The sequence below is a fragment of the Brevibacterium sp. HMSC22B09 genome, from assembly GCF_001806795.1.
Lineage (GTDB): Bacteria > Actinomycetota > Actinomycetes > Actinomycetales > Brevibacteriaceae > Brevibacterium > Brevibacterium ravenspurgense.
In genome coordinates this window covers 16193-41468 of the sequence record NZ_KV786013.1, presented here as the reverse complement: position 1 = coordinate 41468, position 25276 = coordinate 16193, and the positions used below count along the sequence as shown (strand labels likewise).

General features: G+C 62.3%; 29 protein-coding genes, 1 tRNA gene and 1 other RNA gene. 9 read left to right on the top strand and 22 right to left on the bottom strand.

The annotated features are described in order from the left end of the window. Positions 1-106 precede the first annotated feature (106 nt). Both HMPREF3087_RS05330 and nth read right to left on the bottom strand, forming a co-directional pair. On the bottom strand, positions 107-790 hold the full coding sequence (locus HMPREF3087_RS05330; RefSeq protein WP_256173048.1) for an NUDIX hydrolase: 684 nt from the start codon (positions 788-790) through the stop codon (positions 107-109). Further along, positions 787-1533, bottom strand: coding sequence for an endonuclease III (nth, locus tag HMPREF3087_RS05325; protein ID WP_070428420.1), 747 nt, complete (start codon positions 1531-1533; stop codon positions 787-789). Before nth ends, HMPREF3087_RS05330 begins: the two co-directional genes overlap by 4 nt. Positions 1534-1703: 170 nt before the next feature. Between nth and HMPREF3087_RS05320 the strand changes: the two genes are divergently transcribed. After that, complete coding sequence (locus tag HMPREF3087_RS05320; RefSeq protein WP_026022688.1) at positions 1704-2381, top strand: Crp/Fnr family transcriptional regulator; 678 nt, start codon at positions 1704-1706, stop codon at positions 2379-2381. Between the two features lie 99 nt (positions 2382-2480). Here the strand turns inward: HMPREF3087_RS05320 and HMPREF3087_RS05315 are convergent, their stop codons facing one another. The 15 genes from HMPREF3087_RS05315 to HMPREF3087_RS05250 form a co-directional block, all read right to left on the bottom strand. Next, entirely contained in the window at positions 2481-3323 is an 843-nt protein-coding gene (locus HMPREF3087_RS05315; protein ID WP_070428354.1) for an MBL fold metallo-hydrolase, read from the bottom strand. Beyond that, entirely contained in the window at positions 3320-4357 is a 1038-nt protein-coding gene (locus tag HMPREF3087_RS05310; RefSeq protein WP_141738881.1) for an NUDIX hydrolase, read from the bottom strand. The genes HMPREF3087_RS05315 and HMPREF3087_RS05310 overlap by 4 nt, the downstream gene beginning before the upstream one ends. Then, positions 4329-4793 (bottom strand): RidA family protein, encoded by a 465-nt coding sequence (locus tag HMPREF3087_RS05305; RefSeq protein ID WP_019174464.1) that lies wholly within the window; start codon positions 4791-4793, stop codon positions 4329-4331. The genes HMPREF3087_RS05310 and HMPREF3087_RS05305 overlap by 29 nt, the downstream gene beginning before the upstream one ends. A 1-nt stretch (position 4794) precedes the next feature. Beyond that, on the bottom strand, positions 4795-4953 hold the full coding sequence (locus tag HMPREF3087_RS10620; RefSeq protein WP_019174463.1) for a Sp36 family protein: 159 nt from the start codon (positions 4951-4953) through the stop codon (positions 4795-4797). A gap of 86 nt (positions 4954-5039) precedes the next feature. Next, positions 5040-7199 carry a transglycosylase domain-containing protein gene (locus tag HMPREF3087_RS05300; RefSeq protein WP_256173047.1) on the bottom strand — a complete coding sequence of 720 codons (2160 nt, stop codon included), beginning with the start codon at positions 7197-7199 and terminating at the stop codon, positions 5040-5042. Between the two features lie 62 nt (positions 7200-7261). Next, complete coding sequence (locus tag HMPREF3087_RS05295) at positions 7262-8164, bottom strand: metallophosphoesterase (RefSeq protein ID WP_070428353.1); 903 nt, start codon at positions 8162-8164, stop codon at positions 7262-7264. Between the two features lie 11 nt (positions 8165-8175). Continuing rightward, positions 8176-9090: a metal ABC transporter permease gene (locus HMPREF3087_RS05290; RefSeq protein WP_070428352.1), complete on the bottom strand. Its 915-nt coding sequence runs from the start codon at positions 9088-9090 to the stop codon at positions 8176-8178. Continuing rightward, entirely contained in the window at positions 9087-9830 is a 744-nt protein-coding gene (locus tag HMPREF3087_RS05285; RefSeq protein ID WP_019174458.1) for a metal ABC transporter ATP-binding protein, read from the bottom strand. The genes HMPREF3087_RS05290 and HMPREF3087_RS05285 overlap by 4 nt, the downstream gene beginning before the upstream one ends. 88 nt (positions 9831-9918) lie before the next feature. After that, positions 9919-10953, bottom strand: coding sequence for a metal ABC transporter solute-binding protein, Zn/Mn family (locus HMPREF3087_RS05280; protein WP_070428351.1), 1035 nt, complete (start codon positions 10951-10953; stop codon positions 9919-9921). Positions 10954-11113: 160 nt separating this feature from the next. Further along, entirely contained in the window at positions 11114-12145 is a 1032-nt protein-coding gene (locus HMPREF3087_RS05275) for an aspartate-semialdehyde dehydrogenase (RefSeq protein WP_070428350.1), read from the bottom strand. After that, entirely contained in the window at positions 12142-13437 is a 1296-nt protein-coding gene (locus HMPREF3087_RS05270; RefSeq protein ID WP_061940957.1) for an aspartate kinase, read from the bottom strand. The genes HMPREF3087_RS05275 and HMPREF3087_RS05270 overlap by 4 nt, the downstream gene beginning before the upstream one ends. A gap of 57 nt (positions 13438-13494) precedes the next feature. After that, the gene (gene recR, locus HMPREF3087_RS05265; protein ID WP_019174454.1) at positions 13495-14097 is read right to left on the bottom strand and encodes a recombination mediator RecR; all 603 of its coding nucleotides are present in this window, start codon (positions 14095-14097) and stop codon (positions 13495-13497) included. Further along, on the bottom strand, positions 14094-16976 hold the full coding sequence (locus HMPREF3087_RS05260) for a DNA polymerase III subunit gamma and tau (RefSeq protein WP_070428349.1): 2883 nt from the start codon (positions 16974-16976) through the stop codon (positions 14094-14096). The genes recR and HMPREF3087_RS05260 overlap by 4 nt, the downstream gene beginning before the upstream one ends. 50 nt (positions 16977-17026) lie before the next feature. After that, entirely contained in the window at positions 17027-17644 is a 618-nt protein-coding gene (locus HMPREF3087_RS05255; RefSeq protein WP_070428348.1) for a TIGR03085 family metal-binding protein, read from the bottom strand. Positions 17645-17718: 74 nt separating this feature from the next. Beyond that, positions 17719-18591: a Sir2 family NAD-dependent protein deacetylase gene (locus HMPREF3087_RS05250; RefSeq protein ID WP_070428347.1), complete on the bottom strand. Its 873-nt coding sequence runs from the start codon at positions 18589-18591 to the stop codon at positions 17719-17721. Positions 18592-18599: 8 nt separating this feature from the next. Between HMPREF3087_RS05250 and HMPREF3087_RS05245 the strand changes: the two genes are divergently transcribed. Further along, positions 18600-19073, top strand: a complete 474-nt coding sequence (locus HMPREF3087_RS05245; protein ID WP_331711530.1) for a flavodoxin family protein — start codon at positions 18600-18602, stop codon at positions 19071-19073. Between the two features lie 96 nt (positions 19074-19169). On the opposite strand, the gene HMPREF3087_RS10725 is transcribed toward HMPREF3087_RS05245, so the two are convergent. Further along, entirely contained in the window at positions 19170-19304 is a 135-nt protein-coding gene (locus HMPREF3087_RS10725) for a hypothetical protein (RefSeq protein ID WP_019174449.1), read from the bottom strand. 136 nt (positions 19305-19440) lie between these two features. Between HMPREF3087_RS10725 and HMPREF3087_RS05240 the strand changes: the two genes are divergently transcribed. Further along, positions 19441-19998: a hypothetical protein gene (locus tag HMPREF3087_RS05240; RefSeq protein WP_070428346.1), complete on the top strand. Its 558-nt coding sequence runs from the start codon at positions 19441-19443 to the stop codon at positions 19996-19998. A 99-nt stretch (positions 19999-20097) separates the two neighbouring features. On the opposite strand, the gene HMPREF3087_RS05235 is transcribed toward HMPREF3087_RS05240, so the two are convergent. Further along, complete coding sequence (locus HMPREF3087_RS05235) at positions 20098-20280, bottom strand: CsbD family protein (RefSeq protein WP_070428345.1); 183 nt, start codon at positions 20278-20280, stop codon at positions 20098-20100. A gap of 406 nt (positions 20281-20686) precedes the next feature. Here HMPREF3087_RS05235 and HMPREF3087_RS05230 point away from each other — a divergent pair, with 406 nt between their 5' ends. The 3 genes from HMPREF3087_RS05230 to HMPREF3087_RS05220 all read left to right on the top strand — a co-directional run bounded on the left by HMPREF3087_RS05230 (position 20687) and on the right by HMPREF3087_RS05220 (position 22311). Then, positions 20687-21355, top strand: coding sequence for a hypothetical protein (locus tag HMPREF3087_RS05230; RefSeq protein WP_141738880.1), 669 nt, complete (start codon positions 20687-20689; stop codon positions 21353-21355). Beyond that, a complete protein-coding gene (locus HMPREF3087_RS05225) occupies positions 21355-21732 on the top strand; it encodes a hypothetical protein (protein WP_070428343.1) in 378 nt (125 codons plus the stop codon). Before HMPREF3087_RS05230 ends, HMPREF3087_RS05225 begins: the two co-directional genes overlap by 1 nt. A gap of 183 nt (positions 21733-21915) precedes the next feature. Continuing rightward, complete coding sequence (locus HMPREF3087_RS05220) at positions 21916-22311, top strand: DJ-1/PfpI family protein (protein ID WP_083272052.1); 396 nt, start codon at positions 21916-21918, stop codon at positions 22309-22311. Between the two features lie 25 nt (positions 22312-22336). Here the strand turns inward: HMPREF3087_RS05220 and HMPREF3087_RS05215 are convergent, their stop codons facing one another. Further along, a complete protein-coding gene (locus HMPREF3087_RS05215) occupies positions 22337-22678 on the bottom strand; it encodes a cupin domain-containing protein (RefSeq protein ID WP_141738879.1) in 342 nt (113 codons plus the stop codon). Between the two features lie 45 nt (positions 22679-22723). Between HMPREF3087_RS05215 and HMPREF3087_RS05210 the strand changes: the two genes are divergently transcribed. Together HMPREF3087_RS05210 and HMPREF3087_RS05205 are read left to right on the top strand one after the other, a co-directional pair. Then, a complete protein-coding gene (locus HMPREF3087_RS05210; protein WP_070428341.1) occupies positions 22724-23275 on the top strand; it encodes a GNAT family N-acetyltransferase in 552 nt (183 codons plus the stop codon). 89 nt (positions 23276-23364) lie between these two features. After that, positions 23365-23859: a hypothetical protein gene (locus tag HMPREF3087_RS05205; RefSeq protein WP_070428340.1), complete on the top strand. Its 495-nt coding sequence runs from the start codon at positions 23365-23367 to the stop codon at positions 23857-23859. Here HMPREF3087_RS05205 and HMPREF3087_RS05200 read toward each other — a convergent pair. After that, positions 23837-24544 carry a DUF1345 domain-containing protein gene (locus HMPREF3087_RS05200; RefSeq protein WP_070428339.1) on the bottom strand — a complete coding sequence of 236 codons (708 nt, stop codon included), beginning with the start codon at positions 24542-24544 and terminating at the stop codon, positions 23837-23839. The genes HMPREF3087_RS05205 and HMPREF3087_RS05200 overlap by 23 nt on opposite strands. A 194-nt stretch (positions 24545-24738) precedes the next feature. Then, positions 24739-24824 (bottom strand) — tRNA-Ser (locus HMPREF3087_RS05195). A gap of 192 nt (positions 24825-25016) precedes the next feature. Between HMPREF3087_RS05195 and ffs the strand changes: the two genes are divergently transcribed. Beyond that, positions 25017-25112: signal recognition particle sRNA small type (ffs, locus tag HMPREF3087_RS05190), an RNA gene on the top strand. Positions 25113-25276: the final 164 nt, after the last annotated feature.

Genomic DNA, 25276 nt, shown 5'->3' with positions numbered 1-25276 from the left:
CCCAAACACAAGAGGGGCCAGTCCGTCTGGATTGGCCCCTCTTGTGTTTGGGGTTCTTCATGCCCGGAGAGCTCAAACATCCTGCCGAGGTGAAGGTCAGGTGGGTTCACATGTCGATGTGCAGGCGATTGGATCGGTCCCACTCCCGCGACCAGCCGAGGGCCTCGAACGCGCTGTCGAGAAGCCCCGCAGTGAACCCCCAGGACCGCAGAACGCCAGCGTCGAAAACCGGCGAATGCCACCCGGTTTTCGGCACCTCGAACACCCCGCGGTTGTCCGGTGCCACAAGATCGGCCACCGGGACCCGGTACACGGACGACGATTCCGCCTGGTCCACGGCCCGCAGCGACTGCAGACCCTCCCACGAGGCGATCACGGGCGTCACACTGTGCCTGCTGACGGGAACCCACAGCGACGGCCACGTGCCGATGACGTCCACACGACCCGGGTCAACTCCCGTCTCTTCCTGTGCTTCTCGCAGAGCGGCATCAATCGCGGTTGCGTCCTCGGGGTCTTTGCGCCCACCCGGGAACGCCACCTGGCCGGGATGATTGCGCAGAGTTTCGGCCCGTTTGAGCAGCACGACATCGACATCGCCGAAATCCCCCAGACGGTCCTGTTCGCGCAGACCCGCTTCGGTACGCGGCTGTGTACCGCGGCCGAACAGCATGAGCACGGCCGCTGGACGCACAGAATCGTCCTGTTTCGGCCTGCGGTGATGAATCCAGTGATCGGAAATATCCGACTGCGCCAGACCGCTGAGAGCTTCCACCAGGCGATCATCGCTCACAGCTGCCACCCGCCGTCCGGAACCTGCAGGCCGTAGGCGAGCTTCGCCTCGGCCTCGGCAGGATCAAGCGGACCGGTGCCGAAACTCGGACACAGGCGGGCAATCGGGCACACACCGCAGGCGGGCCCGCGCGCGAGGCAGATGCGCCGGCCCAAGAAGATCAGCCGATGCGACACCATCGTCAGATCAGACTTCCTGTACAGCGGAAGCAGATCAGCCTCCACCTTGTCGGGATTGTCTTCGGTCGTGAAGCCCAGCCGCCTGGCCAAACGCCCCACGTGAGTGTCAATCGTCAGCCCGGGAGTTGAAAAGGCATTGCCGAGCACCACGTTCGCAGTCTTCACCCCAACCCCGGGAAGGCGAACCAACGCGGCCTGGTCGGCAGGCACCTCGCCCCCGTGGTCCTCGACCAGCTGCTGGGCTAAGGCGATGATGTTCTTCGCCTTCGACCGGTAGAAGCCCGTGGGCCGGACAATCTCCTCGACGTCTTCCAGCCGAGCCTGCGCGAGCGCCGTTGCATCCGGATAAGCCGCAAAGAGCTCCGGGGTCACCTGATTGACCCGAATATCCGTAGTCTGCGCAGACAGGACCGTCGCAATCAGCAGTTCAAACGCATTGCGAAAATCAAGCTCCGCACGCGCATCGGGAAACACCTTCTGCAGCATCCGGTCGATCTTGCGCGCCCTGCGGACCCTGCCCAACTGAGTTTCCTCGGCAAAGCGACGCTGACTGCGCTCAAGCATGCTCTTCTGCGCCACACACACTCCTTTATCTGCTGGTCAGCATAGAACACGGACCCGTGCCACACCCGGTGAGCATTGCTAGGATTGAGCTGAATCACATTGCGGCAGAAGTTGACTGGGCCGAAGAACCGCGTCCCAACGTCGCAGAACAGCAACCTGGAGGTACAGACGTGGATATCGAAGTAGTCCGCAGCGCGACCCTGTTCGCAGGACTCGATGACGAATCGACGAACGCCCTTGTCAAGTACATGAAGCCGCGCAGCCTGCGCCGTGCCGCCGTCCTCTTCCACGAAGGAGACTCCGGCGACGAGCTCTACATCGTATCCTCCGGCAAGCTCAAGGTCGGCCGCGAATCCGACGACGGCCGCGAAAGCCTCCTGTCGGTCGTCGGCCCCGGCGAAATCATCGGCGAACTCGCGCTCTTCGACCCGGGCCCACGCTCCTCGACCGTCACCGCTGTCAGCCAGACCGAACTGCTCAGCCTCAAGCACGAAGACCTCATGGCCTGGCTGGAAGGCCGCCCGCGGGCCGCAATGAACCTGCTGCGCGCACTCGCCCAGCGTCTGCGCCGCACCAACGAAACCGTCGGCGACCTCGTGTTCTCCGATGTTCCCGGCCGTGTCGCGAAGGCACTCCTGGACCTCAACCGCCGCTTCGGTCGCCCCGCACCGGACGGCAGCCTGGTGCAGCACGACCTCACGCAGGAAGAACTCGCCCAGCTTGTCGGCGCATCGCGTGAAACCGTCAACAAGGCTCTGGCTGACTTCGCGCAGCGCGGCTGGATCCGCCTGGAAGCACGCGCTGTCGTCATCCTCGACATGGATCGCCTGCACAACCGCGCACACTGATCCACCAGCCGCCGGCTCTGCCGGTGAAGGCTGAAAAGGCCCGCCCAGCCAAACTGGGCGGGCCTTCAGTGCCCTCTGGCGCTGCTCAGCCGCGGCAGCTCAGCCGTGCTTCTGCACGTATTCCAGCTGAGCGGCCACAATCGTATTGACGGTCTCCCGCATGTTCTGCGGTGCCGTGGCATACACGGTCCGGCCCACCTTCTCAGTCAGTTCGTGCTCAGGTGAGATTTCGACCCCGGTGAGCTCCGCCTCGTGCTCCTTGAGAGCCGCACGCACTTCGTCCAGCCGCTCGCGGCGGTGGGCAATGTAGTAGTCCAGAACCTCGCCCGGGTCCGTGATAGCGTCCCCGTGCGCAGGCTGGATCTCGGTGACAAGCCCCTCGTCCACCATGCTGCGCAGGCGCGTGAGCGAATCCAGGTACTTTTCGACCGAACCGTCACCGTGCATGATGACGGTTGTTCCGCGCCCCAACACGGTGTCACCGGAGAACAGCACACTGCCGAACAGCACGCTGATCGAATCGAGCGTGTGCCCCGGCGTTGGGATCAGCTGGATGCGGTCGTCCTCCGCTGGACCAAACTCGAGGACCGCATCGTCTCCGTGCAGATCGTCGTGCTCCAGTGCGGGAACGAAGCGCGCGAACCTGCTGTCAACAGCAAAAACCGGTGTCTGCGGCGCCCAGCCGTCGACCGTCTTCAGCAGGTCTGAATGATCCCAGTGGTGGTGGGTGAGCACAATGCCTCGCAGCTCACGGTCCCCCACGAGCTCGCCCAGTTCCTGCAGGTGCGCTTCGAGTTCAGGGCCGGGGTCGATGATGACGGCGGCTGTGTCATCCGCCGTGAACAGCACATAGGAGTTCGTGCCGTCCAGCGTCATGGGGCTGGGGTTGTCTGCTGTGCGGCGAACAAAACGAGGTGCCGCCTGCTGGTCTGGTGTCGTCATTCTTCTTCTGGTGGTTCGCTTTCTGATTCCGACAGCGTTGTCGGATCTTCTTCTTCACTTTCAGTTGTCAGCTGAGACAGTTCGTCAATTGCGTGGTCGGTCTGGTTGTCAATGCTGATGTACCAGTCGCCCTTGTGCTGCAGGACTGTCGGCTGCAGGGGCCTGAGGTCGCGAATCTTCAGCATACTTGCGGCCGCGCTTGGGACAGTGCGCAGGGATTCCAGCACGAGGCGCGTTGCCACGCTGATGAACTGGGCTGAGGCGCCTTGGCCCTCTTCCCACACATCGACGGCACCCAGGATTTCCTGTGGGGTCATCCATCCGCCCCACGACTGGTTGATTGATACGAAGTCCACGTGCTGGCCGGGTGGGACCACGCACACGAAGTACACGGTGTCGTAGCGGCGCAGCTGCCACGAGGTGTTGACCCACCGCATCCACGGTTTGAGGAGGTCGGGCCGGAACTCAACGTCACGGCTGCGCAGCACCGCGGGAAAGGACACACGGTGATCGCGCAGCTTCTTCCCCGCGGTGTGGAGGAACTGCGGTTCGATGTCGGTTACTACACGCAGGTCGTGTCCCTCAGCCAAGGTGATGCCCATGTTCTGCAGGGCCAGCCGGCCGGCAGCGGAGAAAAACGCAACAGCGCGGCCGGAACGGTTCAAGCGCAGAGCCCTGGCGCAGCGCTCTGATGTCCAATCGCCCATTGAAAGCTGGCGAGAATCCTCCGGGCGGACCACGCTGAAGGGGAACGAAAACCTGTTGCGGTCACTGACGCCGCGCTGGTCGGCCTGCCGAGTGATGAACACCTCGAGTCCCTTCTCGGTGTCACGCACCAGCACGAGGCTGACCGCCCTGCGCGGATAGTCGGGGTTGGGCTGTGTGTCAGCGGAGCGGAAAAGCTCGATGGTGCGCACCAGTTCGCTGGAGGCGCGAATCAGGCGGGTGGGTCTGTTCGACCCACCCGCCTGAAGACTCGGCGCAGACTTCTGCGCCGGCTGAGCGTCAGTCGCGGACGCGGAAGATGAATTCAATCTCGACGCAGGTGCCCTTGGGCAGGGCGTTGGTGCCCAGTGCCGAGCGTGCGTGCTGACCGGCTTCGCCGAAGATGTCGGCGAGGAAGTCCGATGCGCCGTTGATGACTTCGGGCTGCTGCTTGAAGTCATCGGTGCTGGTCACGAAACCGTTGACCTTGACCACGCGCTCGATCTTGTCGAGGTCGCCGATGACGCTTTTGGCTGCGGCGAGTGCGTTGAGCACCGAGTAGCGGGCGGATTCCTGGGCCTGTTCGACGGTCACGTTGTCGCCGAGGCGGCCGGGGTTGGCAAGTTCGCCGTCGCGGAACGGCAGCTGGCCCGAGGTGAATACGAGGTCACCCGACTTCACTGCGGGCAGGTAGGAGCCGGCGGGCGCTGCCAGCTGCGGCAGCGGGAAGCCGAGTTCATTGAGGCGGTCTTCGATCTTCGACATATCAGCCTTTCGGACGCTTCATGTAGGCAACGAGTCCCCCGTTGCCCTGGGGACCTTCCACTACCTGGACGAGTTCGTAGCCGTCCTCACCCCACAGATCGAGGATCTGTTTGGTGTTGTGGATCATGAGGGGCACGGTGACGTACTCCCACTTCTGCATTTTCTCCCCTTTCGGTGGACGGGTTCAATTGTACGAGCCGCAGGCGCTGCCGGCACGGTGCGCGTCATAGACGCTACAGCCGCGTGTCAGTCGTCGTCGCCAGCGTCGTCATCCGATTTCTTCGCGCTGTTTCCAACAGGGCCGCCAATGCCCTTGTTGTCCTTGACGATCTTGACCGCCTGGTTCATGTAGCTCTGCCAGGTGGCGCCGGAGTAGGTGGCACCGTAGACGCGGCCGCGAACAACGCCCTTGCCGTTCTTGCGCCAGTCGCGCGAACCATTCGGGTCGCCGGTCCACACGGCTGTCGACATATTGGAGGTGAAGCCCGCAAGCCACGTGGATCCGACTTCGAAGTTGGTGGTACCGGTCTTCGCTCCAGCAGGAGCGCCGATCTTCAGCCGCGTGGTGGTTCCGCCGTTGAAGGTCTGCGACAGTGCGTAGGCCACGTTCTGGGCGACGTCTTCATCGAGTGCACGGTGGCAGTCGGGGTCCGGGATTTTGACCTTCTTACCCTCGCCGTCCGTAATCTCCTCGATGGGAGTGGGCTGGCACAGCATGCCGCCGGAGGCAAACACAGAATAGGCGTTTGCCATGTCGATGGGAGCAACCTGCACAATGCCGAGAACCGACGACGGCAGGAGCGCTTCGACAACACCCAGCTGTTCGTGGACGCTTTCCAGCGACTGACCGTTGCCGTACTTGATGCCAAGAGCTTCGGCAGTCTTCATGATGCCGCACATGTTGAGCTGGTTGGCCATTGCAGCGTAGGCGGTGTTGACCGAGTTCTTCGTGGCCGCCAGTGCGGTCATCTTCTGAGTTACGCGCGAGTCACCGGCGTTGTTCGGCGACCAGTTGGAGCCGTAGCTGTCACAGCCGTCATACCGCCATGAGCCCGCCGAGAAGGTGCGCTTTGTGGCGTCGACAGAGCCGTTGAGGCTGTGGCCTTCTTTCAGCCATTCAGCCAGCACGAACGGCTTCCACGTTGAGCCCACCTGGAAGCCGTTTGCCCCGTTGTAGGCCTTCTGCACGTTGTAGTTGATCGCGGTGTCTTTGTTCTTCTTGCCCTCCGTGACGGAGTAGTTGCGGTTCTGCGTCATGGCAAGGACTTTCCCGGTGCCCGGTTCGACCGTCACGATCGAATGGCCTGCACCCGAAGGATCGCCGATTGGAACGCGCTTCTTGACCTCCTTGAAAGCGGCTTTCTGCAGCTTGGGGTTGATGGTCGTCTTGATGGTCAGACCGCCGCGCTGCAGGAGGTTGCGCCGTTCGTCCTTGGTCTTGCCGAAGGCCTCGTTGTTTTCGATGTAGGCCTGCACGTAGTCGCAGAAGAAGCCCATGTCGCCTGCACCCATGCAGCCGTTGGACGTCTTGGTGACCTTGAGGTCAAGGCCTGATTTTTTGGCTTCTTCGTATTCTTCGTCAGAGATTTTGCCCAGCTGGTGCATGCGGGCAAGCACCACGTTGCGACGATCCAGCGCGTTTTCCGGGAAACGTTCGGGGTTGTATGCGCTTGGGTTCTTCACAATGCCGGCCAGGGTTGCGGCCTGAGCGTAGTTGAGTTTGGAAGCCGGAATCGACCAGTAGTGCTGCGCAGCCGCTTCGACACCGTAGACATTCGGGGAGCCCGAATAGTTGTTGATGTTCATGTAGCGGTTGAGGATCTCTTCTTTGTCGTACTTCTTTTCGACCGCCACTGCCAGCTTCGCTTCGCGGAGCTTACGGGCGTAGCCCGCCATACCGGAAGCTTCTTTGGCCGCCTGCACGCCTTCTTCGTCGGCTTCGGCGTGGGCGTTTTCCGCAAGCACGTTCTTCACGTACTGCTGAGTCAGCGTCGATCCGCCCTGTTTGGAGGACGAAACGAGGTTGTGCACAAGAGCACGGCCGATGCCTTGGAAGTCAACACCGCCGTGTTCAAAGAAGCGGTAGTCCTCAATGGCGACCGTGGCTTCCTGCATGGGCTCAGAGATCTTGTCCAGCGGAACTTCTTTGCGGTTGAGCCAGTAGAAGCTCGCAATCTGCTTGCCGTCGGCATCGAGCATGCGCGACTGTTCGGCCAACGGCCTTTCGTCGAGCTGCGCGGGCAGGGCGTTGAATATCTTGAGAGCGTTGTTCGCACCGATGGATGCCACACCCACGGATGGGATCGCAAGACCTGCACCGACGATTCCGGCAACGACACTGACGGCAATGAACTGCATCCATGCCGTGAAAGTCGATGCCGCAGACGCTGATTCTGAAGACACCATGCCCAATATCGTACAGGCGACGCCTGACACGGGCACTCAATACAGGGCCCCGGCCGGACCGGTCAGCGGCTGATGAGTTCCAGGACCGACACCTCGGGCCTGCAGAACAAGCGGATCGGCGCCATCGGCGCCACCCCGACCCCAGCGGTGACGTTGACAAGCGCCCCGCCCCGGCGGAACAGACCGCGGGCTTCGTCGCGCGGACGGTCGCAGTTGGTGGCCGGCGCACCGTAGAACGGCACTCGGATCTGCCCGCCGTGCGTGTGACCGGCCGCAATCAGCTGCGCCCCAGCACCCGCAAGACGATCGAGCACACGCGAGTACGGAGCGTGTGTCACCCCGATCTTCACTTCTGAACCGTCCGGAAAAGCGGGAGCTTCGGGCGCATCGGCTTTCATGTGCGCATCACCCAAACCTGACAGACCGATCCGCGTTCCCTTGATGGTGATGACAGCGCTCCGATTGTCCAGCTGTGTCCAGCCGCGCTGCTCAAAGGCATCAATAAGCCCGCGAGCGTCGAGATCCGGCGGATTGCTGTGGGCCTTTGCTACATTCGACGGGCCCAGAAGATAGCGGGCCGGATTTTTGATCCTCGGCGCCCAGAAGTCATTCGAACCGAGAACAAATGCGCCTGGGATGTCCAACAGCTCATCAAGGCTGTCAAGCACGATCGACTTGGTCGAACCGCCGTAGTTATCGCCGGTGTTGAGGACGAAATCCGGCTGCAGACGGGCCGCCAGACTGCGCACCCAACGCGGCTTGCGTCGCTGCCACGCCGTCTGGTGAAGGTCCGATATGTGCAGAATCCGCACGGGTTCACGGCCCGGCGGCAGCACCGGGATTCGTTCGCGGCGGACAGCGAACATGTTCGGTTCGACCAGCACACCGTAGGCGGCGGTTGCCGCGGCAGCAGCGCTCAGCCCCAGTGCCGCACGGCGAAGAGGACGGGCAGCAGAACGTGTCATAGTGCCGAAGTCTAGTCGGCCGCGGGGACGTCCCGCCCTTCCGCAAGGTGGGGGTGCTTGTCGAGGTCGCCCAGACGGCGGTTGCGCGCCTCGAGCTGGTGTTTGGTGCGGTATCCGCCGATCATCCGGGCAATGATGTAGAAGAGGAAGCTGATGGTCGTCACGAACGGGCTGATGGGCACGACCGGAGATCCGAGTGCGATGAGGATCCCGCCGACCGATGACGTCACGGCGAAGACAACCGACAGGATCGGCACGACAATCGGGTGGGAGGACAGCTGCATGGCGGCCGCCGCCGGGGTCACCAGCAGGGCCATGACCAGCAGAACACCGACCACCTGCACAGACAGTGCAACCGCCAGGCCGAGTGTCACCATGAACACGACAGTGAGAGTGCCGGTGGGAACGCCTTTTGCCTTGGCGATCTCAGGATCGACCGATGCGAACTGCAGGGGTCGCCAGATGACGCAGATGACAGCCAGAACAACAGCTGCGCACACCATGAGTAGTTTGGTCTGGCCGGGGCTGATGGCGACGATCTGTCCGGTCAGCAAGCCGAATTTATTGGCTGAGCGCCCGTCGTAGAGCGCAAGGAACAGGATTCCCAAGCCGATGCCGAAGGGCATGAGCACGCCGATCATCGAGTTCGCCTCTGAGGACCGAATGCTGCCGATGCCGATGATGAATGCCACCACCAGCGAACCGATGATCGAGCCGTACACCACGTCGTAGCCGATGAACAGCGCGAAGGCGGCTCCGGCAAAAGACAGTTCGGCGATGCCGTGCACGGCCAGGGCGATGTCGCGCATTTTGACGAAAACCGAGACGACACCGCCGACAACGCCCAAAAGGGCTGCCGCGATGATCGAATTCGACAGCAGCGACAGCAGTTCGCCGTAGTCTTCGAATGTGAAGAGACCGTTCACAGTCCAGCCTCCTCGGGGTGGTGATGGTCGGCTTCCGTGCCGACCACAACCAGCTGGCCGCCGACGGTCACCACCTCGATCTTGGTGCCGAAAAGTGAGCTGAGAGCCTCGGAGGTCAGCACCTCGTCCGGGGTGCCCACCAGGAAATGGCCACCGGCAATGTACAGAACCCGGTCCACGTACTTCAGAATCGGGTTGATTTCGTGGGTGACGAACAGAATCGCCATGTTCCGTTCGCGCCGTTTTTCATCCAGCAGCCGGGCAACCAGGTGCTGGTGGTTGATGTCGAGACTCAGCAGCGGCTCATCGCACAGCAGCAGCTTGGGGTTACTGGCCAGTGCCTGGGCTAGCCGCAGGCGCTGCAGTTCCCCACCGGAGAGAATGCCGACGGGACTGTCGGCGAAATCAGTCGCCCCGACCTGAGCGAGGAGCTCATCAACCCGCCGCTCCTTTTTGCGGTTGGGCAGGCCGAAGCCGAAACGGTGTCCGTCGATTCCGAAGCGGACGAGGTCGCGAGCCCGCAGCGGGGTGTCACGGTCGACACCCCGCTGCTGGGGCACGTAGCCCACATCTGCGTCACCGCGGTAAGCCGCGTGGCCGTTGACTTCGACGGTCCCCTCATACAGTCGGTACTGTCCCAGCAGGGTTTTCAGCAGCGAGGTTTTACCCGTGCCATTGGGGCCGAGCACGGCAATGAATTCTCCGGGCTCAACGTCAATGGACAGGTGGTGCCACAGCACCCTTTCGCCGAAGCGAAGCTGGCCGTCAGTGATCGACAGTGCGGGACTGGAAATGAGGGAACACGTCCTTTCGGAGGGCTGGGTCTGATCAGCCTTTAAGGGCCTTTTCCACGTCGTCGATGTGCGATCCCATCCAGTCGACGTAGGTTTCGCCCTCATTGAGGGTTTCGGGCAGTTCGACAACCGGCACGCCAGCATCGTCAGCGGACTTGCGCAGGGTTTCAGCCTGCTCGTTCACTGCCTGCGGATTGAAGCCGAGGACAGCGACCTCCTTGTTCTTGACCTGGTCCTGGGCCTGCTTGAGAACCACGGGTGCTGCGTCCGAACCTGCTTCAACTGCCGACAGGAACTTCTGCGGAGTGATGGTTTCCAGACCGAGGTCTTCGAACAGCCACAGTGCAACCGGTTCGGTTGCCGCGCTCTTCTTGCCTTCACCGGTCTTTTTGACCTCATCAGCCTTCTTCATGAGACCGTCGAGCTCACCCTGAAGCTTATCGGCATTCTCTTCGTAAGCGGCTTTGTTGTCCGGATCTTCTTCAGACAGAGTTTCTTCGATTGAGTCGACGACGTTCTTCATAGCGCTGACGGAGTACCAGATGTGCTCGTTGAACGCGCCGTGGTCATGACCGTGTTCGTGGTCGTGGCCTTCCTCGCCATGATCGTGGTCGTGGCCCTCTTCGCCGTGATCGTGACCGTGGTCATGACCCTCTTCACCGTGATCGTGGTCGTGTGGTTCGTTCGCGGAGTTTTCCTCTGCTCCCGGCAGCTCCGAGACCTCAACGCCGTTGACGACCTTCGGGTCTTTGTCCGCTGCTTCAAGCAGGGTGGTCATGAACGCGTCGTAGCCGCCGCCGTTGACGATGACAACATCGGCCTTCGACAGTTTGAGCTGGTCGTTCGACGTCGCTTCGTAGTTGTGCGGGTCCTTTGATGCATCCGAAATGATCGGCTCGACGTTAGCGGCGTCACCGGCAACCTGAGACGCGAGGTCGGCGTAGACATTCGTCGAGGTGACAACCTTGAGCTTGTCACCCGAATCCGTCGATTCGGCGTCACCAGTTCCGCAGCCGGCAAGAACCAGACCCGCAGCAGCGGCAATGGCCGCAATGCGCACAGACTTCATGAGCGTGCAACTCCTTTGAATAGAAGGCAAATGACCTCAATGTAGGTTTCGCACTCGAACATCTACCAATAGACATATGCGCACGCGGGCATGCAAAAGCAGGGTGGGTGCGGCCATTTCAACCGCACCCACCCGCTGTGAACTCAGGCGACTGCGCGCGTCAGCGATCCAGCAGGGCCGCCAGCTGAACCGTGTTCAGAGCAGCGCCCTTGCGCAGGTTGTCGTTCGACACGAATAGAACCAGGCCCTTGCCCGCCGGCGCGGACTGGTCAGCTCGGATGCGGCCGACAAACGACGGGTTGCGGCCCGCGGCCTTCAGCGGTGTGGGAATGTCCGCCAGTTCAACACCGGCGGCTTCTGCAAGGATTTCCTCGGCGCGCTGCGGTGTGATGTCGTTTTCGAACTCCACGTGGATTGCCAGCGAGTGGCCGGAGAACACCGGCACACGCACGCAGGTGCCGGCAACAAGCAGTTCGGGCAGACCCAGAATCTTGCGGGATTCGTTGCGCAGCTTCTGCTCTTCGTCGGTTTCACCCGAACCGTCATCCACGAGCGAACCCGCCATCGGCAGAACGTTGAACGCAATCGGGTCGGTGTACACCTTCGGCTCCGGGAAGCGCGCGGCAGAACCGTCGCGCACAAGCTGCTTGGAGTCGGGAAGAACATCTTCAGCCTGACCGTAGAGCTCGTTGACACCGGCCAGTCCGGAACCCGAGACCGCCTGATAGGTGGCGACCTTCAGGCGCACAAGCCCCGCCTCGTCGTGGAGGGGTTTGAGGACCGGCATGGCAGCCATCGTCGTGCAGTTGGGGTTGGCAACAATCCCCTTGGGGATCGAGCCCAGGGCTTCCGGATTGACTTCGGAAACCACAAGCGGCACCTGGTCGTCACCGCGGAAGGCCGATGAATTGTCGATGACGGTGACACCGGCTGCGGCAAAGCGCTCGGCCTGTGCCCGCGAAGTCGCTCCGCCCGCGGAGAAAAGCGCCACGTCCAGTCCCGCGGGGTCAGCTTCGGCGGCGTCCTCTACAACAATCTGCTTGCCGCGAAACGGCAGAGTTGTGCCTGCCGAACGGGCCGAGGCGAAGAAGCGAACACTCGCGATTTCGAAGCCGGGTTCGGTTTCGAGAATGTCGCGGATGACCTCGCCAACCTGGCCGGTAGCCCCGACAATGCCGACATTAAGGCTCATCGTCCTGTACCTCCGTAGACAATTGCTTCGCTTTCAGATCCGTCGAGATCGTATGCGGTGTGTGCGGCGCGCACGGCGTCGTCGAGGGCGTCTGCGCGGGTCACCACGCTGATGCGGATTTCTGACGTCGAAATCATTTCGATGTTGACCTTGGCGTCTTTGAGCGCTTCGAACAGTGTTGCTGTCACACCGGGGTGTGAGCGCATGCCGGCGCCGACCACGGAGAGCTTGCCGATCTGGTCGTCATACCGCAGGTCTTCAAAGCCGACGTTGTCGCGCTGCGCTTCGAGGGCCTTCATAGCCTTGGCCCCGTCAGACATGGGGAGGGTGAAGGAAATGTCGGTCCGGCCGTTCTGCGTGGTCGAGATGTTCTGCACGATCATGTCGATGTTGATCTCTTCGCTGGCCACGATCCGGAAGATCTCCGAGGCCTTACCCGGAATATCCGGGACGCCGACCACGGTCAGCTTGGCTTCGGAGCGGTCGTGCGCAACACCGGAGATGATGGCCTGTTCCATGGCTTCCTTCTTTACGTCGTCTGCGAATTCGGGTGGTACGGGTTCGTCTGTCACCCAGGTGCCCGGGTGGGGGCTGAAGCTGGAGCGCACATGAATCGGCACTCCGTAGCGGCGTGCGTATTCAACGGCGCGCAGGTGGAGGATTTTGGCTCCGCTGGCGGCCAGTTCGAGCATTTCGGCGTAGGAAATGGTGCCGATCTGGCTGGCGGTGGGGACGATTCGCGGGTCTGCGGTGAAGACACCGTCAACGTCGGAGAAGATTTCACACACGTCAGCGCCCAGTGCCGCCGCGAGTGCCACCGCCGTGGTGTCAGACCCGCCGCGGCCCAGCGTGGTGATGTTCTTGGTGTTCTGGGAAACACCCTGGAAGCCCGCGACGATCGCAATGTTGCCTTTGTCGATGGCTTCCTGGATGCGGCCGGGGGTGACGTCGATGATGCGTGCGCGCCCGAATGCTTCGTCGGTGATGACACCGGCCTGGGAGCCGGTGAACGACTGCGCGGAGTAGCCCAGGTTTGCGATTGCCATGGCGAGCACAGCCATGGAGATGCGCTCTCCCGCGGTCAGCAGCATGTCGAGTTCACGGGCCGGCGGCAGCGGCGAGACTTCTTTTGCGAGGTCGATGAGGTCGTCTGTCGAATCGCCCATTGCGGATACGACGACTACGACGTCGTGGCCGGCTTTGCGGTATTCGACAATCCGTTTGGCAACGCGCTTGACGCCGTCGGCGTCAGCTACGGAGGACCCGCCGAATTTCTGGACGACTAGGCTCACTTCACACACTTTCTCCCGGCAGCGCTGTTTACCGCTGATCAGTTTAGAGGACGGCGTTCAGCTGACTTTTGTGCGGCCTTGGAACGCTCTTCCCAATGTGACTTCGTCAGCGTATTCGAGATCACCGCCCACTGGCAGGCCGGAGGCCAATTTTGAGACGGTGACTCCGATTGAGGACAGCAGGCGGATGAGGTACGTGGCTGTTGCTTCGCCTTCGAGGTTGGGGTCGGTGGCGAGAATGCACTCTTGGACGTCCTCGCTTTGCAGCCTGGGCAGAAGTTCGCGGATCCGCAGGTCGTCGGGCCCGATGCCGGACATGGGATCGATTGCGCCGCCGAGAACGTGGTACAGCCCGCGGTATTCGCGTGTCCGTTCGAGTGCGACAACATCTTTGGGCTCTTCTACGACGCAGATGAGGCTGCTGTCGCGGCGCGGATCAGAGCAGATGGAGCAAAGTTCGCCTTCTGCCACGTTGCCGCACTGGTCGCAGAAGCGGACGTGTGTTTTGACGTTTGTGAGAGCGCTGATGAGCGAATCAACGTCTTCGCGCGGTGACTGCATGACGTAGAAAGCCAGCCGCTGTGCGGATTTGGGGCCAATGCCAGGCAGCTTGCCGAACTCTTCAACAAGGTCGGCAAGTGCGCCTTCGTAAACACTCATTCGGTGATCTCTTCGAGGATGACTCCGCCCAGCAGGCGCTGGACGACGGGAATGCCGACTTCTGGGGATTCAGACACATCGAGGTCTTCGTCGACGTTGAAGTCGGGGTAATCGGATTCTGCGGCCTCACCCCAGCCGTCAGCTGGCGGGGTCTGGCCGGTCTCCTGCCAGCTGTTCGCAGGGTCGACGTGAGCCGGTTGATCCACGCTGTCGGGCCGACCCATGTTGCCCACGTAGGCGTACGGGTTTTCCCGCTGCTGCGGGGCCTGTTCCTGCACGGTCGATGTGGGCGGGCCTGCGAAGATGTCTTCGTCGGCGTAGGCGCCGATGAAGTCGTAGTCGTCAGCCGCTGAGCTTTCCTCCGCGGGCTGGCGTTCTTCCGCGGGGCTGTCCTGCTGTTCTGGTGTGTCGTCGATGTCGGCTGGCGGCGGCACGACGACCGCCGGGGCTTCGACGGCACCATCACCCCAGGACGTGCCGGCGTCTTCCGGCGCGGCGTCCCAGCTGTCTGACGAAGTGGGCTCAGGTTCCGGTTCCCAGTTGCCCGCCGAGGAGTAGTCGGCTTCCGCTGCCCCATCGCGGGCAGGCTCCGGTTCTGCCGTTTCGTTGCCCGCCGGGGCAGGGTCAGGTTCTGGTTCCGGCGCGGGCTCACCGTAATCGACGGCCGGCTGATCGCCCTCCTGGTCGTCGTCTTCGGGGGTTTGCTGCCAGTACTGTTCGCGGTCGGGGACTTCCTGGTCCATAGCCTGCTGACCGACGACCGCCTGGATCTGTGCTTCTGTTGGCCGGCTGGGCGGCCGGGTTTCGCGGTTCCCACCTTCCCGAGGTGCCTGCTGCTGGTGCTGGCCGCTGGAGTTTTCGTGGGTTGAGGGCGATTGGTACCCGGATGCGGGTGCGTCCATGCGCAGGTTGACGTGTTCGCCCACCTGCCCGATGTCGACTTTCACCGTCAGTCCGAGGACTTCGCTGACGGCGGCTTCGAGGGCCTGCGGATTGGATCCGCGCGTGAACGCACCGACCGCACCTTGGTTGTTAAAGGCCAGGAGCAGTCGGCCGTCCTGCAGATCTTGCGGCACGGCGTTGCCCGCCAGTACTGCGCGGGCCAGTTTGGCGCTGCGGCCGACCACGTCGAGAATCGCCTGCCACGAACGGCGGATGGCGTCGATGTCCTGCCCCGCGGGGCTTGTTGCCGCCTGCGGTTGAGCAGGCTGTTCGGCAGTCGGCGGCGCCGAGGCCGGAGCAGCTGCTCGCTGCGGCTCACTGGGCTGCGGCTTGCGGTTCTGCTGCTGGCCCCGTGGCGCTTCTGCGGCCGCCGCTGCCTGCGGTTCCGGCTGTTCGCCGCGCTGTTCACTGCGGGTGCCGCCGTCACGCTGTGGCACCGGTGAGGATTCCTGTGCTGGGGCCGCCTGCGGAGCCGATTCCTTCTGGCTTTCCTGCTGCGGTTCGGACTGTCCGGAGGCGAGCGCTTCAGCTTGCGAAGCGACATCGGCGAGATCGTCGAGATCATCCCAGGAGTCACGCGACTCCTGCTGAGCCGAGGATGTCGACTGGCCGGAGCGGCTTCCCTGCTGGGCAGCGTTCTGCGAAGCAGGCGTACTCTGCTGTCCAGCCTGCTGGCGGCCGGCTTCCGTTTGTTCGGCGCTCGGCTGTTCGACTGCCGGCATAGCGGCTTGTCCAGCCGTCGCCTGGGGCATACCCGGAACGGCTCCGGATGCCTGCATGCCCACCCGTCGTTCCATGCGTTCGACACGGGACAGCACGGAGCTGCGCGCGCCGTCCATGGCCGGCAGCAGGATGCGCGCGCAGATGAGTTCGAGCTGCAGGCGCGGTGATGTCGCTCCGGTCATTTCTGAAAGACCGGCATTGAGGAGGTCGCCGGCGCGGGACAGTTCTGCCGGACCGAGGGTCTGTGACTGCTGGACGAGCCGTTCCAGGAGGTCTTCGGGAGCCTGCGGCAGGAAGGCGCGAGCGTTCTGCGGGGAGGTGCTGATCACCAGGAGGTCGCGAATGCGCTCCAGGAGGTCTTCAACAAAACGGCGGGGGTCCTGCCCGGATTCGATAACCCGATCGACCACGCGATAGACAGCCGCACCGTCGCCCGCCGAGAAGGCATCGACGATGTCACCCAGCAGCGAATCAGGCGTATAGCCCAGAAGAGCCGTGGCCCGTCCGTAGTCGATTCCGTCTGGCCCTGACCCTGCGATCAGCTGATCGAGAACAGACAGGGAGTCACGCACTGAACCGCCGCCAGCGCGGACAACGAGCGGCAGCACGCCCTTGCCCACCGGCACACCTTCCTGCTGGCACAGGTGATCCAGGTACGAGGTCATGGTGTCCGGCGGCACCAGGCGGAACGGGTAGTGGTGCGTGCGCGAGCGAATAGTGCCGATGACCTTTTCGGGTTCGGTCGTGGCGAAGATGAATTTGACGTGCTCCGGAGGTTCTTCCACCAGTTTGAGCAGCGCGTTGAAGCCCTGCGGGGTGACCATGTGGGCTTCGTCGAGGATGAACACCTTGTAGCGGTCTCGAGCCGGCGCGTAGACAGCGCGTTCACGCAGGTCACGCGCATCGTCAACACCGGAGTTCGAAGCGGCGTCGATTTCCACGACGTCCAGCGATCCCGGACCGCCAGTGGCGAGATCGCGGCAGCTGGCACACTCACCGCACGGCGTGGGCGTGGGGCCTTCCGCGCAGTTGAGACAGCGTGCCAAGATACGCGCGCTGGTGGTTTTGCCGCAGCCGCGTGGGCCGGAGAACAGGTACGCGTGGTTGACCCGACCACCGGCCAAAGCGGCCTTGAGCGGGTCGGTCACGTGTTCCTGCCCGATCACCTGGTCGAAGGTGTCGGGGCGATAGCGACGATACAGAGCTGTTGACACGTCTACAGCCTACTGGGAGGCACTGACATGAGATCTGCGCCAGGCCCCATTCAGATCTTCTCCGAGCGCACCTCGACCTGAGCCTGCTCCTGTCGCCCAAGCGCATAGAGCACAATTTCAGAGGGCTTGCCGGAGACGACTTTCGACTTGACGTCGGTCTTGCCGAACGAGAACTCCCCAATTCCCGGGGCAATGAACTTCACTGCCGTTTCCGGCCGCCACGGGGGAAGGCGCACCATGGTCGGCAGCGCCGACCACAGCTGCTGTTCGAGTTCGGGCAGGATGTTGCGGCGGGTCCACCCGCGGCGAGCCCGGCGCACATCTTCTACGTGCACGTAGAACTCGACTGTGTTCGCAAGGATTTCACCTGGACCCCAGCCGACCGGAGACAACACCCCGGGACCTTCTGCGACCATCCCGACGAGCTGCTTCCAGTCGAGTTCGCTGAGTTCGTTCCGGCGCTGCTCAGAGCGCTTGCTCAGGAACGGAATTTTGGCGGTCGTCTCGGTCGCTTCGCCCGCCATGGCGGACGGATAGCGGTCGCGGATGACGATGTGGACGGCGAGATCGCGCGTGCTCCAGCCGTCACAGAGAGTAGGGGCATCTGGGCCGACTTCGCGGAGAAGAGCCGCGAGCGTGAGCCTCTCGGAACGGGCGAAATTCGTCATGTGTCCCAGCCTAGTCACACAGTGCGGATTTGGATACGCCCAAATGCGCAGAAGCTCCATTCAAAAGCGGCGCATCACCCAAGCACTCTGTCTTTCCAGGCCCGGAAGAATTCCCCCACACGACTGAGCGACCGGTAGTCGGCCAGTTCATCAGCCCGGGTCGGCCCATCGGTGATGATGACCACCGGTCTGCCTTCTCTGGCGGCTTGACGCACAAAGCGCAGGCCGGACATGACCGCCAGCGACGTCCCAGCCACTATCAGGCCCGGAGCTGCGGCAGCCGCGGCAGCCGCATCCAGGGAGCGCTCCCTGGGCACTGTTTCGCCGAAGAACACCACATCCGGTTTGAGCAGACCGCCACAGGCAGAACAGTCGATCATGCGAAAGTCCGCAGTGTCCCTCAGCGGAACATCGCCATCGGGAGCTATCTCAACCATGTCGATGACTTCCCCGTGATCGCGCAGGAAAGCCGCGTTTTCCTCATCAAGCCTCTGCTGCACCCATTCGCGGTCGTACATCGCCCGGCAGTCCAGGCACACAACGCGATCCAAGCGGCCATGGAGATCGAGAACTCCCCGCGAACCTGCCTTTTGGTGCAGGCCATCGACGTTCTGTGTAAGGAGTGCCGCCGGGTACAGCTGGGCCAACGACAAATGCGCTTCATTGGGCTGGGCATCACGCATGAAGGACCACCCCATCCAGGATCGCGCCCAGTAGTGGGTGTGGTTTTCCCGGGATGCGGTCAGCTGCTGAAACGTCATGGGACGACGGTTGACCGACGATGGGCCTCGATAGTCCGGCAGCCCCGAATCCGTGCTGAACCCGGCTCCAGTGAGAACGGCCCAGTCGCGAACCGGCCGGGAGCACAGCACGTCGAGGATCTCTTCGTCCGTGTGGCTGGGTTCCGGGCGGACGATCCCGCGCAGCGGGTCGCGAATAATGCTCATGTGGCTCCTTGCGGCGATACAGTGGCCGTATGGCTACCGTACTCTTGGTTCACCACTCCCCCACCGACACGGTCACACCGCTTGCCGAGGCGGCACGGGCGGGCATATGCATGCCAGAGCTGGAAGGCGTTGAACTCATTGAGCGCCAGGCTCTCGAGGCGACCGTTGACGATGTTCTTGCCGCTGACGCCTACGTGCTGGGCACCACCGCGAACTTCGGCTACATTTCCGGCGCGCTCAAGCACTTCTTCGACACCGTGTATGACGATGTGCGCGAACCCACCAAGGGCCGCCCCTTCACGTACTGGATCCGCGGCGGATTCGACACGACCGGCGCTGAAAGGGCAATGGAGCAGATCACCACTGGCCTGGGATGGAAGCTCGCAGCGCCCGCGGTTGTCTTCACCGGCGACGTCACCGACGAGCGCAGAGAACAACTGACAGAGGCCGCGGCAACTGTCGCCGCATCAGTCATGGGCTGAGCCACGGGCAAACCAAAGGGCGACTGCGGTGGATAACCGCAGTCGCCCTTTGGTTTGCCGGACAGGTCCGGACTTACCGGACCGTTCCGAACGAAGTCACTTGTTGAACTTGTCCTTGACTTCGTTCACCTTGTCCTTGGCGTTGTTGATGTCGTCCTGGTGTTCGTTGACGGTGTCTTTCGCGTCGTTGAACTTGTCCTTGGCGTCGTTGAACTTATCTCCGAGTCCCATTGTTCAGACTCCTTTCGTATCGACTACTCTTCCACACTTTCGCATCTGCCCCCGGCCTGTAAAGCTCAGCAGGTGAACTTCAGCTGAGAAGACCCCGATAAACTGATCTGCACAGAAGCCCCGTAGAAAGGCACTTGTGACCACGAATCCCGCGGAGCGTCCGCAGCTGCGCCAGGAGGATCAGCTGTGGATCACCTCTGAAATCAATCAGCCCAGCTGGAACTTCATCAGCGGCTTCGGTTTTTTCTTCTTCTCCGCCGGTCTTGTCTACACGGTCCTGACCTCGCCGCTTTCGGGCCCTGCCAAGACGATTTCGGCGCTCGCGTCGCTGCTGATCGTTGTGCCTGGCATTTACTTCATCAAAATCGGCCTGGCGCGCATCATCCCCCTGCGTCGCCTGCGCAAGGCCGTGACGCCGATTGCCCATCTGGATGTCGATGCTGTGCACGGGCACAATCCCGATGTCCTCATCGTCGAACTTTCCAACGCACACTCATATCTGATCACCGGTCCCGCCGTGAACTATTTGGCACACACAAATGTGCTGCACGGTTCCCAGCGCCCGGACGATCTTTCATTCGATTTCTTCTCGACCCCGCCCACTGCCGATGACGAGGCGGCCTCCCCCATCCGCATGCTCATCGCCGATCACGGTGCTGCTGTCGGCAATGCTGAGTGGTACGCCAAGGCCTGATCCCGGCCCACCCCAAATGACGAGGTGCCACTCACCTTTCCAGGTGAGCGGCACCTCGTGATCTAGGCGGTGATGAACACCGCGGCTGCGTCCAGCCGGTCAGTTCTTGAAGTTGTCGGCGACGTCCTTGATGTCGCCCTTGAGCTGGTCGAGCTTGGCCTTGCCCTGGTCGCCCTTGCCTTCGGCCTTGAGGCCGCTGTCGTCAGATGCAGCGCCGGCAGCTTCCTTGGCGCGGCCCTTGAGATCTTCAGCCTTGCTCTTGATGTCGTCTCCGAGGCCCATGTCTTCTCCTTGAGCTGTCAGCGGCGCCACTGGTGCGACGCCTGGTCTTCTCACCCTTTCGCACCAGCGGTCGGCTTTCAAGCGAGGTGACCACATGCGACGGTATGCCGAGGCTTTTCCCAGGCTGTGAACGCAGCTACGCGAGGGAACGATGACAAGTCCACATCAGGCAACGCGATGGCCTGCCTTGCTGAATGCGTCGTATATTTCCATGCCTTTCTGTGTGGAGCTAGCACTACACACACCGACCACTGACACATCCCGCGCACTTATGGTGTGCTCTCCTGCGTCCTTGTACGGGGGCGCAACCGTCTGACCATTGACGGACATTATGCAACTCTTTAGCATCAACAGTGCTGACAGGTGTCGGCTTTGCCGTCTGCAGACAGCAAAGAAAGGAAGACCCTTGACCCAGAAACCTATATCACTCCCCCCTGTCGTAGCCGTGGCCGCTGCAGCGCTCACCACCGGGTTGCTGCTGGCGCCCTGCAGCAGCGCATCACCGGCCCATGCCGAGGTAGGTGAAGACTTCACTGCCATGGCTCCGAAAGCTGTGGACTCAAGCTCTCATACACCGGGCGACTTGCGCTACAACGGCGGTGAAATCGAAGTTGTCGCTGGCGGGGACTCGATACTCATCACAGCCCCTCCACCATCGGCGTCGGCCCGGACAGCAGTACCGGTCCCGCACTGCGGCTATAAAGCAAAGAATCGGACGAAAGTTGCCACCTATTCGCGAGCAGGCGTCAAGGGATTCGGCGGCAACAAGGCATACCTCCGATGCGGTTCATACGGCAAAGCAGGCTGGGGACTGCGGCACATCGGCGAGCGACACAAGAGCGATTGGGAAAACAAAGCTGCAGGATCGGGCTGGTACGACATGATGGAGTTTGCGACTAAACAGGCCCTGAAGAAACCGAAATCCGCAACCAGACAAGCGAACGATACGTACGCCTACTGCGCGCCGATTGAGCTTCGGTATAACGGCAAGGTCTACGACAGGTTCGCGGTCAAGGCCCCCGTGTCTCATGGCGGCAAGAACGTAATCACCTCCTACCCAACGAAGAAGTGCTGATGGGAAAACCGATCAAAGACTCAGACCTGTTGCTTGCGGGGCAGCTCGCAGAGCTCCTCGGCGCCGTCGGTGACATCAGAATCGCCGGGCCGATCATGACGATGCCGATGCGCGGTGCCGAAGGGTCTGTGGTGTTCTTCGAGTTCGATGTCCGCGGCTTGGCGGATGCGGTCGAGGCAACGTCGTCGTCCGCTGTAGCTGCGATGGGCAACACACGCGGAGCGCAGCGCGCCGCGCTGGCGCTTATCGCCAACGGGATCCACGAGGACCATGCCGATGAGTGGGACCTGTCGGAATCCGGTGATGTGGTCTACGAGGCTGACGACGACTACCAGCCGGTGGTCATTGACATGGAGAACTTCCCTCCTCGCGGGTGAGGTTTCGGTGGACTAACCGGGGACATTGGTCGACAGCATCGGTTTATATTCGCGGGAACGGCGCTTCACAAAGAATGCACACCCCGCGGGCCAGATTTGCGCGGTAATGCAGACTCACGCGTTAATGCGCTGCAACAACGCGTGACTCTGCATTAAAGCGTGAATCTGCGACGGAGGCACCCAATGGAAGGCGACTGGGAGCACGCCGAGGTCTTCGACGTCGACGTCCCGGTCGCGGATGCAAATGCCGATGACTACGACATGCTCGTACTGCCCGGCGGCACGCTCAACGCCGACTCACTGCGCCTTGATGCAGATGCAAGCAAACTCGTTGAGGCGTTCTTCGCAGCCGACAAGCCTGTCGCTGCGATCTGCCACGCTCCCTGGATCCTCGCCCAGACCGGTCTGGCCAAGGGACGCACGCTGACCTCGTACGAATCGATCAAGGTCGACATGCAGAACGCCGGGGCAGCCTGGGAGGACTCCGAACTCGTCGTCGACGGCAACCTCATCACCTCTCGCAACCCCGGTGATCTGGAGGTCTTCAACGCCGCACTCATCGAGGCCCTCTCGAAGTGACGTTCAGCTACTGACCGGCGACGGTTCAGGACTGCAGGCGGCTGCGGTGGACGAGAGTGAGCACAGCGATCGTGTCACGGTCAGCATCAAGCCGGTGGGTCTCCTGTGGGATGTCGGCAGTCTCACCGGAGTCGAGGGTGATCGCCTCACCGGATTCGCCGGTCAGGGTGGCGGCTCCGCGGTGGATTGTAATGACCGCCTCACCGGGGTTGGGGTGGTCGGACAGCTGCGCGCCCGCACGCATCGCGATGAGCATGCACACGATTGCGGCATTATCCGAGGGGATCCGTTTGGTCGCCAGCTTCGTCGGTTCGTCGGCGGCGCGTTCGAGCAGCTCGTTGCCGACGTCAATGATCGAGAAGGTCATGCCCATGAGTCTAGACAAGTCCAAGTCCTCCGCTAGCGTGGTGTCATGCCGTTCGCCATCATCACCCCGCAGGCCACTCCACAGCCCGACGTCGAGCTCGGGGCTGCGATTGCGCGCGTGCACGTCGCCGGATGGCGGGAGGCCTACGGCCACCTGCTGGACGAGCGCTTCTACGACGATGCGGTGTTGGCCACCCGCACCGAGCAGTGGGCACAGTGGCTGACGCAGCCGGAATCATGTGCGCGCACGCGCCTGGCCGTTCGCACCGATCCCAGCACCCCGGTCACGTCACTGGGCCTGTTGCCGAGCACCGATGTCGTCGGGTTCGCGAGCGTCGGCGAGGCCCGCGATGACGACCGCACCGGCTTGGAGCTGTGGGCGCTGTACATCCTCAGCCGTCACTACGGGGCAGGCCTCGGCCAGGCGCTTTTGGATGCGGCGATCGGCACTGCGCCGGCCACCCTGTGGGTGGCTGAGGACAATCCGCGCGCCCGCAGCTTCTACGCCCGCAATGGCTTCACACCCGACGGCACCCGCAACGTCGATGCAGCCGCTGATGATCTGGCTGAGATCCGCATGACCCGCGGCGGCCAATGACCTGGAAGGCCGGCTGCCGTTTTGGGATCATCGGTTGAGCATGCTGGTCAACTGACGACAGCGGCGCCGACTGGACGTAGACTGCGGCCATGCGTTCTGCCGCTCTGACTGCCCGCCTTGTCATCCCTGCCATCTGGCTGGGTCTCATCATCGCCATCGACCTCATTGAGGCGCCGCTGAAGTTCCAGGCCCCCGGCATCACGATCCCGCTGGGGCTGGGCATCGGACGGCTTGTGTTCACTGCGATGAACATCGTCGAAGGCGTGCTCGCGCTCATCCTCATTGCAGCCGTCGTCACGACCCGGCACATCCGCCCGGCCTGGACACTGCTGGCGACGATCGCCGGACTGCTGATCGTCAAGGTAGCAGTCGTGCGCCCGCTGTTGAATACGCGCACTGAAGCCGTGCTCGCCGGCACTGCAGAAGCGGGCAGTTCAGTGCATGTCATCTACATAGCCCTCGACGCGGCACTCTTCTTTGTGCTCGCCGCCTTCACCTGGGTACAAGCTCGAGCACTCATCGCACCGGCCGCCGCAGCCGGTGTCTCCGGCCGCGGTGCCGTCACCGAGTCAGAGCGGAGATAACGACCGAGACGATCATCGCGAGCACGAGCGAGTTGAACCCGAAGGCGACGACGACGTTGGTGCGCACCTGCCTCCAGGCAGCCTTCGTACGGATCTCTGCTGAAAAGCCGGCAGCCATCGTCGAGGCGAGCACTGCCAGGGTGAGGTAGTCGTCGAAATCCTCGGGCGGTTCGCTGTGGAAGCGGATGTGGCGCTTGTCGGCATCGGGCACGTTTAGGTGCATGTAGGCGGAGGCGAAGGCGAGAACCATGAAGGCCCAGGCCGCGGCAACAGCGACGATGCCGAGTGCTAAGTAGAGCGGTGACTGGCGCACTACCTCAGTCTGGGCGAGCACTACGGTCAGGAAGATGGCGAAGGCGGCAGCGGTGACGGCGAAGTTCGTCGCACCAGTGAATCCGAGCGCCCGCGCCCACCAGCGCTTCTGCACCCGGACTTCGCGACGCACCTGGCCGATGAGCGCCGATCCGTTGAGGGGCTTGTAGCACCGTATCGTCCACGTGACGTAGATGATGACGAAAAAGTTCCAGAACAGCAGGTAGAAGAGGACGAGGAGCTCAGTAGACAGTGATCTGCCCGTCGAGTCGGGGCGCAGCAGGAGAATCCAGGCCGTTTCGATCAGCAGGGTCAGGAGAATCGCGGAAACAGTCGAAACAGAGTAGCGGACGGCATCGGTCGCAGTCTTCAACGGCTTACCCTCACTCGCATCGCAGATTCGGTGCTGGAAACAGTGTAGCCAGGCAGGAGCAGTGCGAATAAGTGCTCGACCGTGACGAATCCGGGCACCGTGGGCCGATGTACGGCCCACCATCAGCACTGGAGCGCTCCACCAAAACAAGAAGAAGGCCCCTGACCGAATGGTCAGGGGCCTTCTTCATCGCGCGGAGGATAGGGGATTTGAACCCCTGAGGGCTATTAACCCAACACGCGTTCCAGGCGTGCGCACTAGGCCGCTATGCGAATCCTCCGCAAGACAGCATACAGAAGTTTGTGCGGAAGGACGAATCAGCCGTAAACCGCAGATGAACACAGCCTGCGCAAACCGCACTGCCCGCATCGCGAAAAGAGGGGCTGTCCTATAGATGTCCTAAAAACTGCCCGCACTCCCCCACTCCACCCCTGCGCGTTCGCTTTGTCGTTCCCACATGGCCTATACTCGATTCGGCCCTTCGCGTGGCAGCATCTTGTGAACTCCCCCAGGACCGGAAGGTAGCAAGGGTAAGCAAGCTCTACTGGGTGCGCGGAGGGCCCTTATCGTCTTCAAGGCGCCCCACCGCGGTCTATCACTTTCTTATAACTTCCCTTCACGGCGCGGACCAGTGCTGATGGTGGGCACACATCGCCTGTGACCCTTTCGCAATCAAGATGCAACATTGCAACCAAAAGCGAAAGGTAGAATCGCGGAAGCTCAAAACCGTAC

Bases quoted from the DNA above. Each gene is read 5' to 3' on its own strand.
- HMPREF3087_RS05235 (WP_070428345.1), bottom strand. From the start codon at position 20,280: ATGGGCCTCGGAGACGACATCAAGAGCAAGGCTGAAGATCTCAAGGGC.
- HMPREF3087_RS05205 (WP_070428340.1), top strand. From the start codon at position 23,365: ATGCGTTCTGCCGCTCTGACTGCCCGCCTTGTCATCCCTGCCATCTGG.
- HMPREF3087_RS05210 (WP_070428341.1), top strand. From the start codon at position 22,724: ATGCCGTTCGCCATCATCACCCCGCAGGCCACTCCACAGCCCGACGTC.
- HMPREF3087_RS05215 (WP_141738879.1), bottom strand. From the start codon at position 22,678: ATGACCTTCTCGATCATTGACGTCGGCAACGAGCTGCTCGAACGCGCC.
- HMPREF3087_RS05300 (WP_256173047.1), bottom strand. From the start codon at position 7,199: ATGGTGTCTTCAGAATCAGCGTCTGCGGCATCGACTTTCACGGCATGG.
- HMPREF3087_RS05220 (WP_083272052.1), top strand. From the start codon at position 21,916: ATGGAAGGCGACTGGGAGCACGCCGAGGTCTTCGACGTCGACGTCCCG.
- HMPREF3087_RS05275 (WP_070428350.1), bottom strand. From the start codon at position 12,145: ATGAGCCTTAATGTCGGCATTGTCGGGGCTACCGGCCAGGTTGGCGAG.
- HMPREF3087_RS05295 (WP_070428353.1), bottom strand. From the start codon at position 8,164: ATGACACGTTCTGCTGCCCGTCCTCTTCGCCGTGCGGCACTGGGGCTG.
- HMPREF3087_RS05280 (WP_070428351.1), bottom strand. From the start codon at position 10,953: ATGAAGTCTGTGCGCATTGCGGCCATTGCCGCTGCTGCGGGTCTGGTT.
- HMPREF3087_RS05315 (WP_070428354.1), bottom strand. From the start codon at position 3,323: ATGACGACACCAGACCAGCAGGCGGCACCTCGTTTTGTTCGCCGCACA.
- nth (WP_070428420.1), bottom strand. From the start codon at position 1,533: ATGCTTGAGCGCAGTCAGCGTCGCTTTGCCGAGGAAACTCAGTTGGGC.
- recR (WP_019174454.1), bottom strand. From the start codon at position 14,097: ATGAGTGTTTACGAAGGCGCACTTGCCGACCTTGTTGAAGAGTTCGGC.
- HMPREF3087_RS10725 (WP_019174449.1), bottom strand. From the start codon at position 19,304: ATGGGACTCGGAGATAAGTTCAACGACGCCAAGGACAAGTTCAACGAC.
- HMPREF3087_RS05225 (WP_070428343.1), top strand. From the start codon at position 21,355: ATGGGAAAACCGATCAAAGACTCAGACCTGTTGCTTGCGGGGCAGCTC.
- HMPREF3087_RS05255 (WP_070428348.1), bottom strand. From the start codon at position 17,644: ATGACGAATTTCGCCCGTTCCGAGAGGCTCACGCTCGCGGCTCTTCTC.
- HMPREF3087_RS10620 (WP_019174463.1), bottom strand. From the start codon at position 4,953: ATGCAGAAGTGGGAGTACGTCACCGTGCCCCTCATGATCCACAACACC.
- HMPREF3087_RS05250 (WP_070428347.1), bottom strand. From the start codon at position 18,591: ATGAGCATTATTCGCGACCCGCTGCGCGGGATCGTCCGCCCGGAACCC.
- HMPREF3087_RS05305 (WP_019174464.1), bottom strand. From the start codon at position 4,793: ATGTCGAAGATCGAAGACCGCCTCAATGAACTCGGCTTCCCGCTGCCG.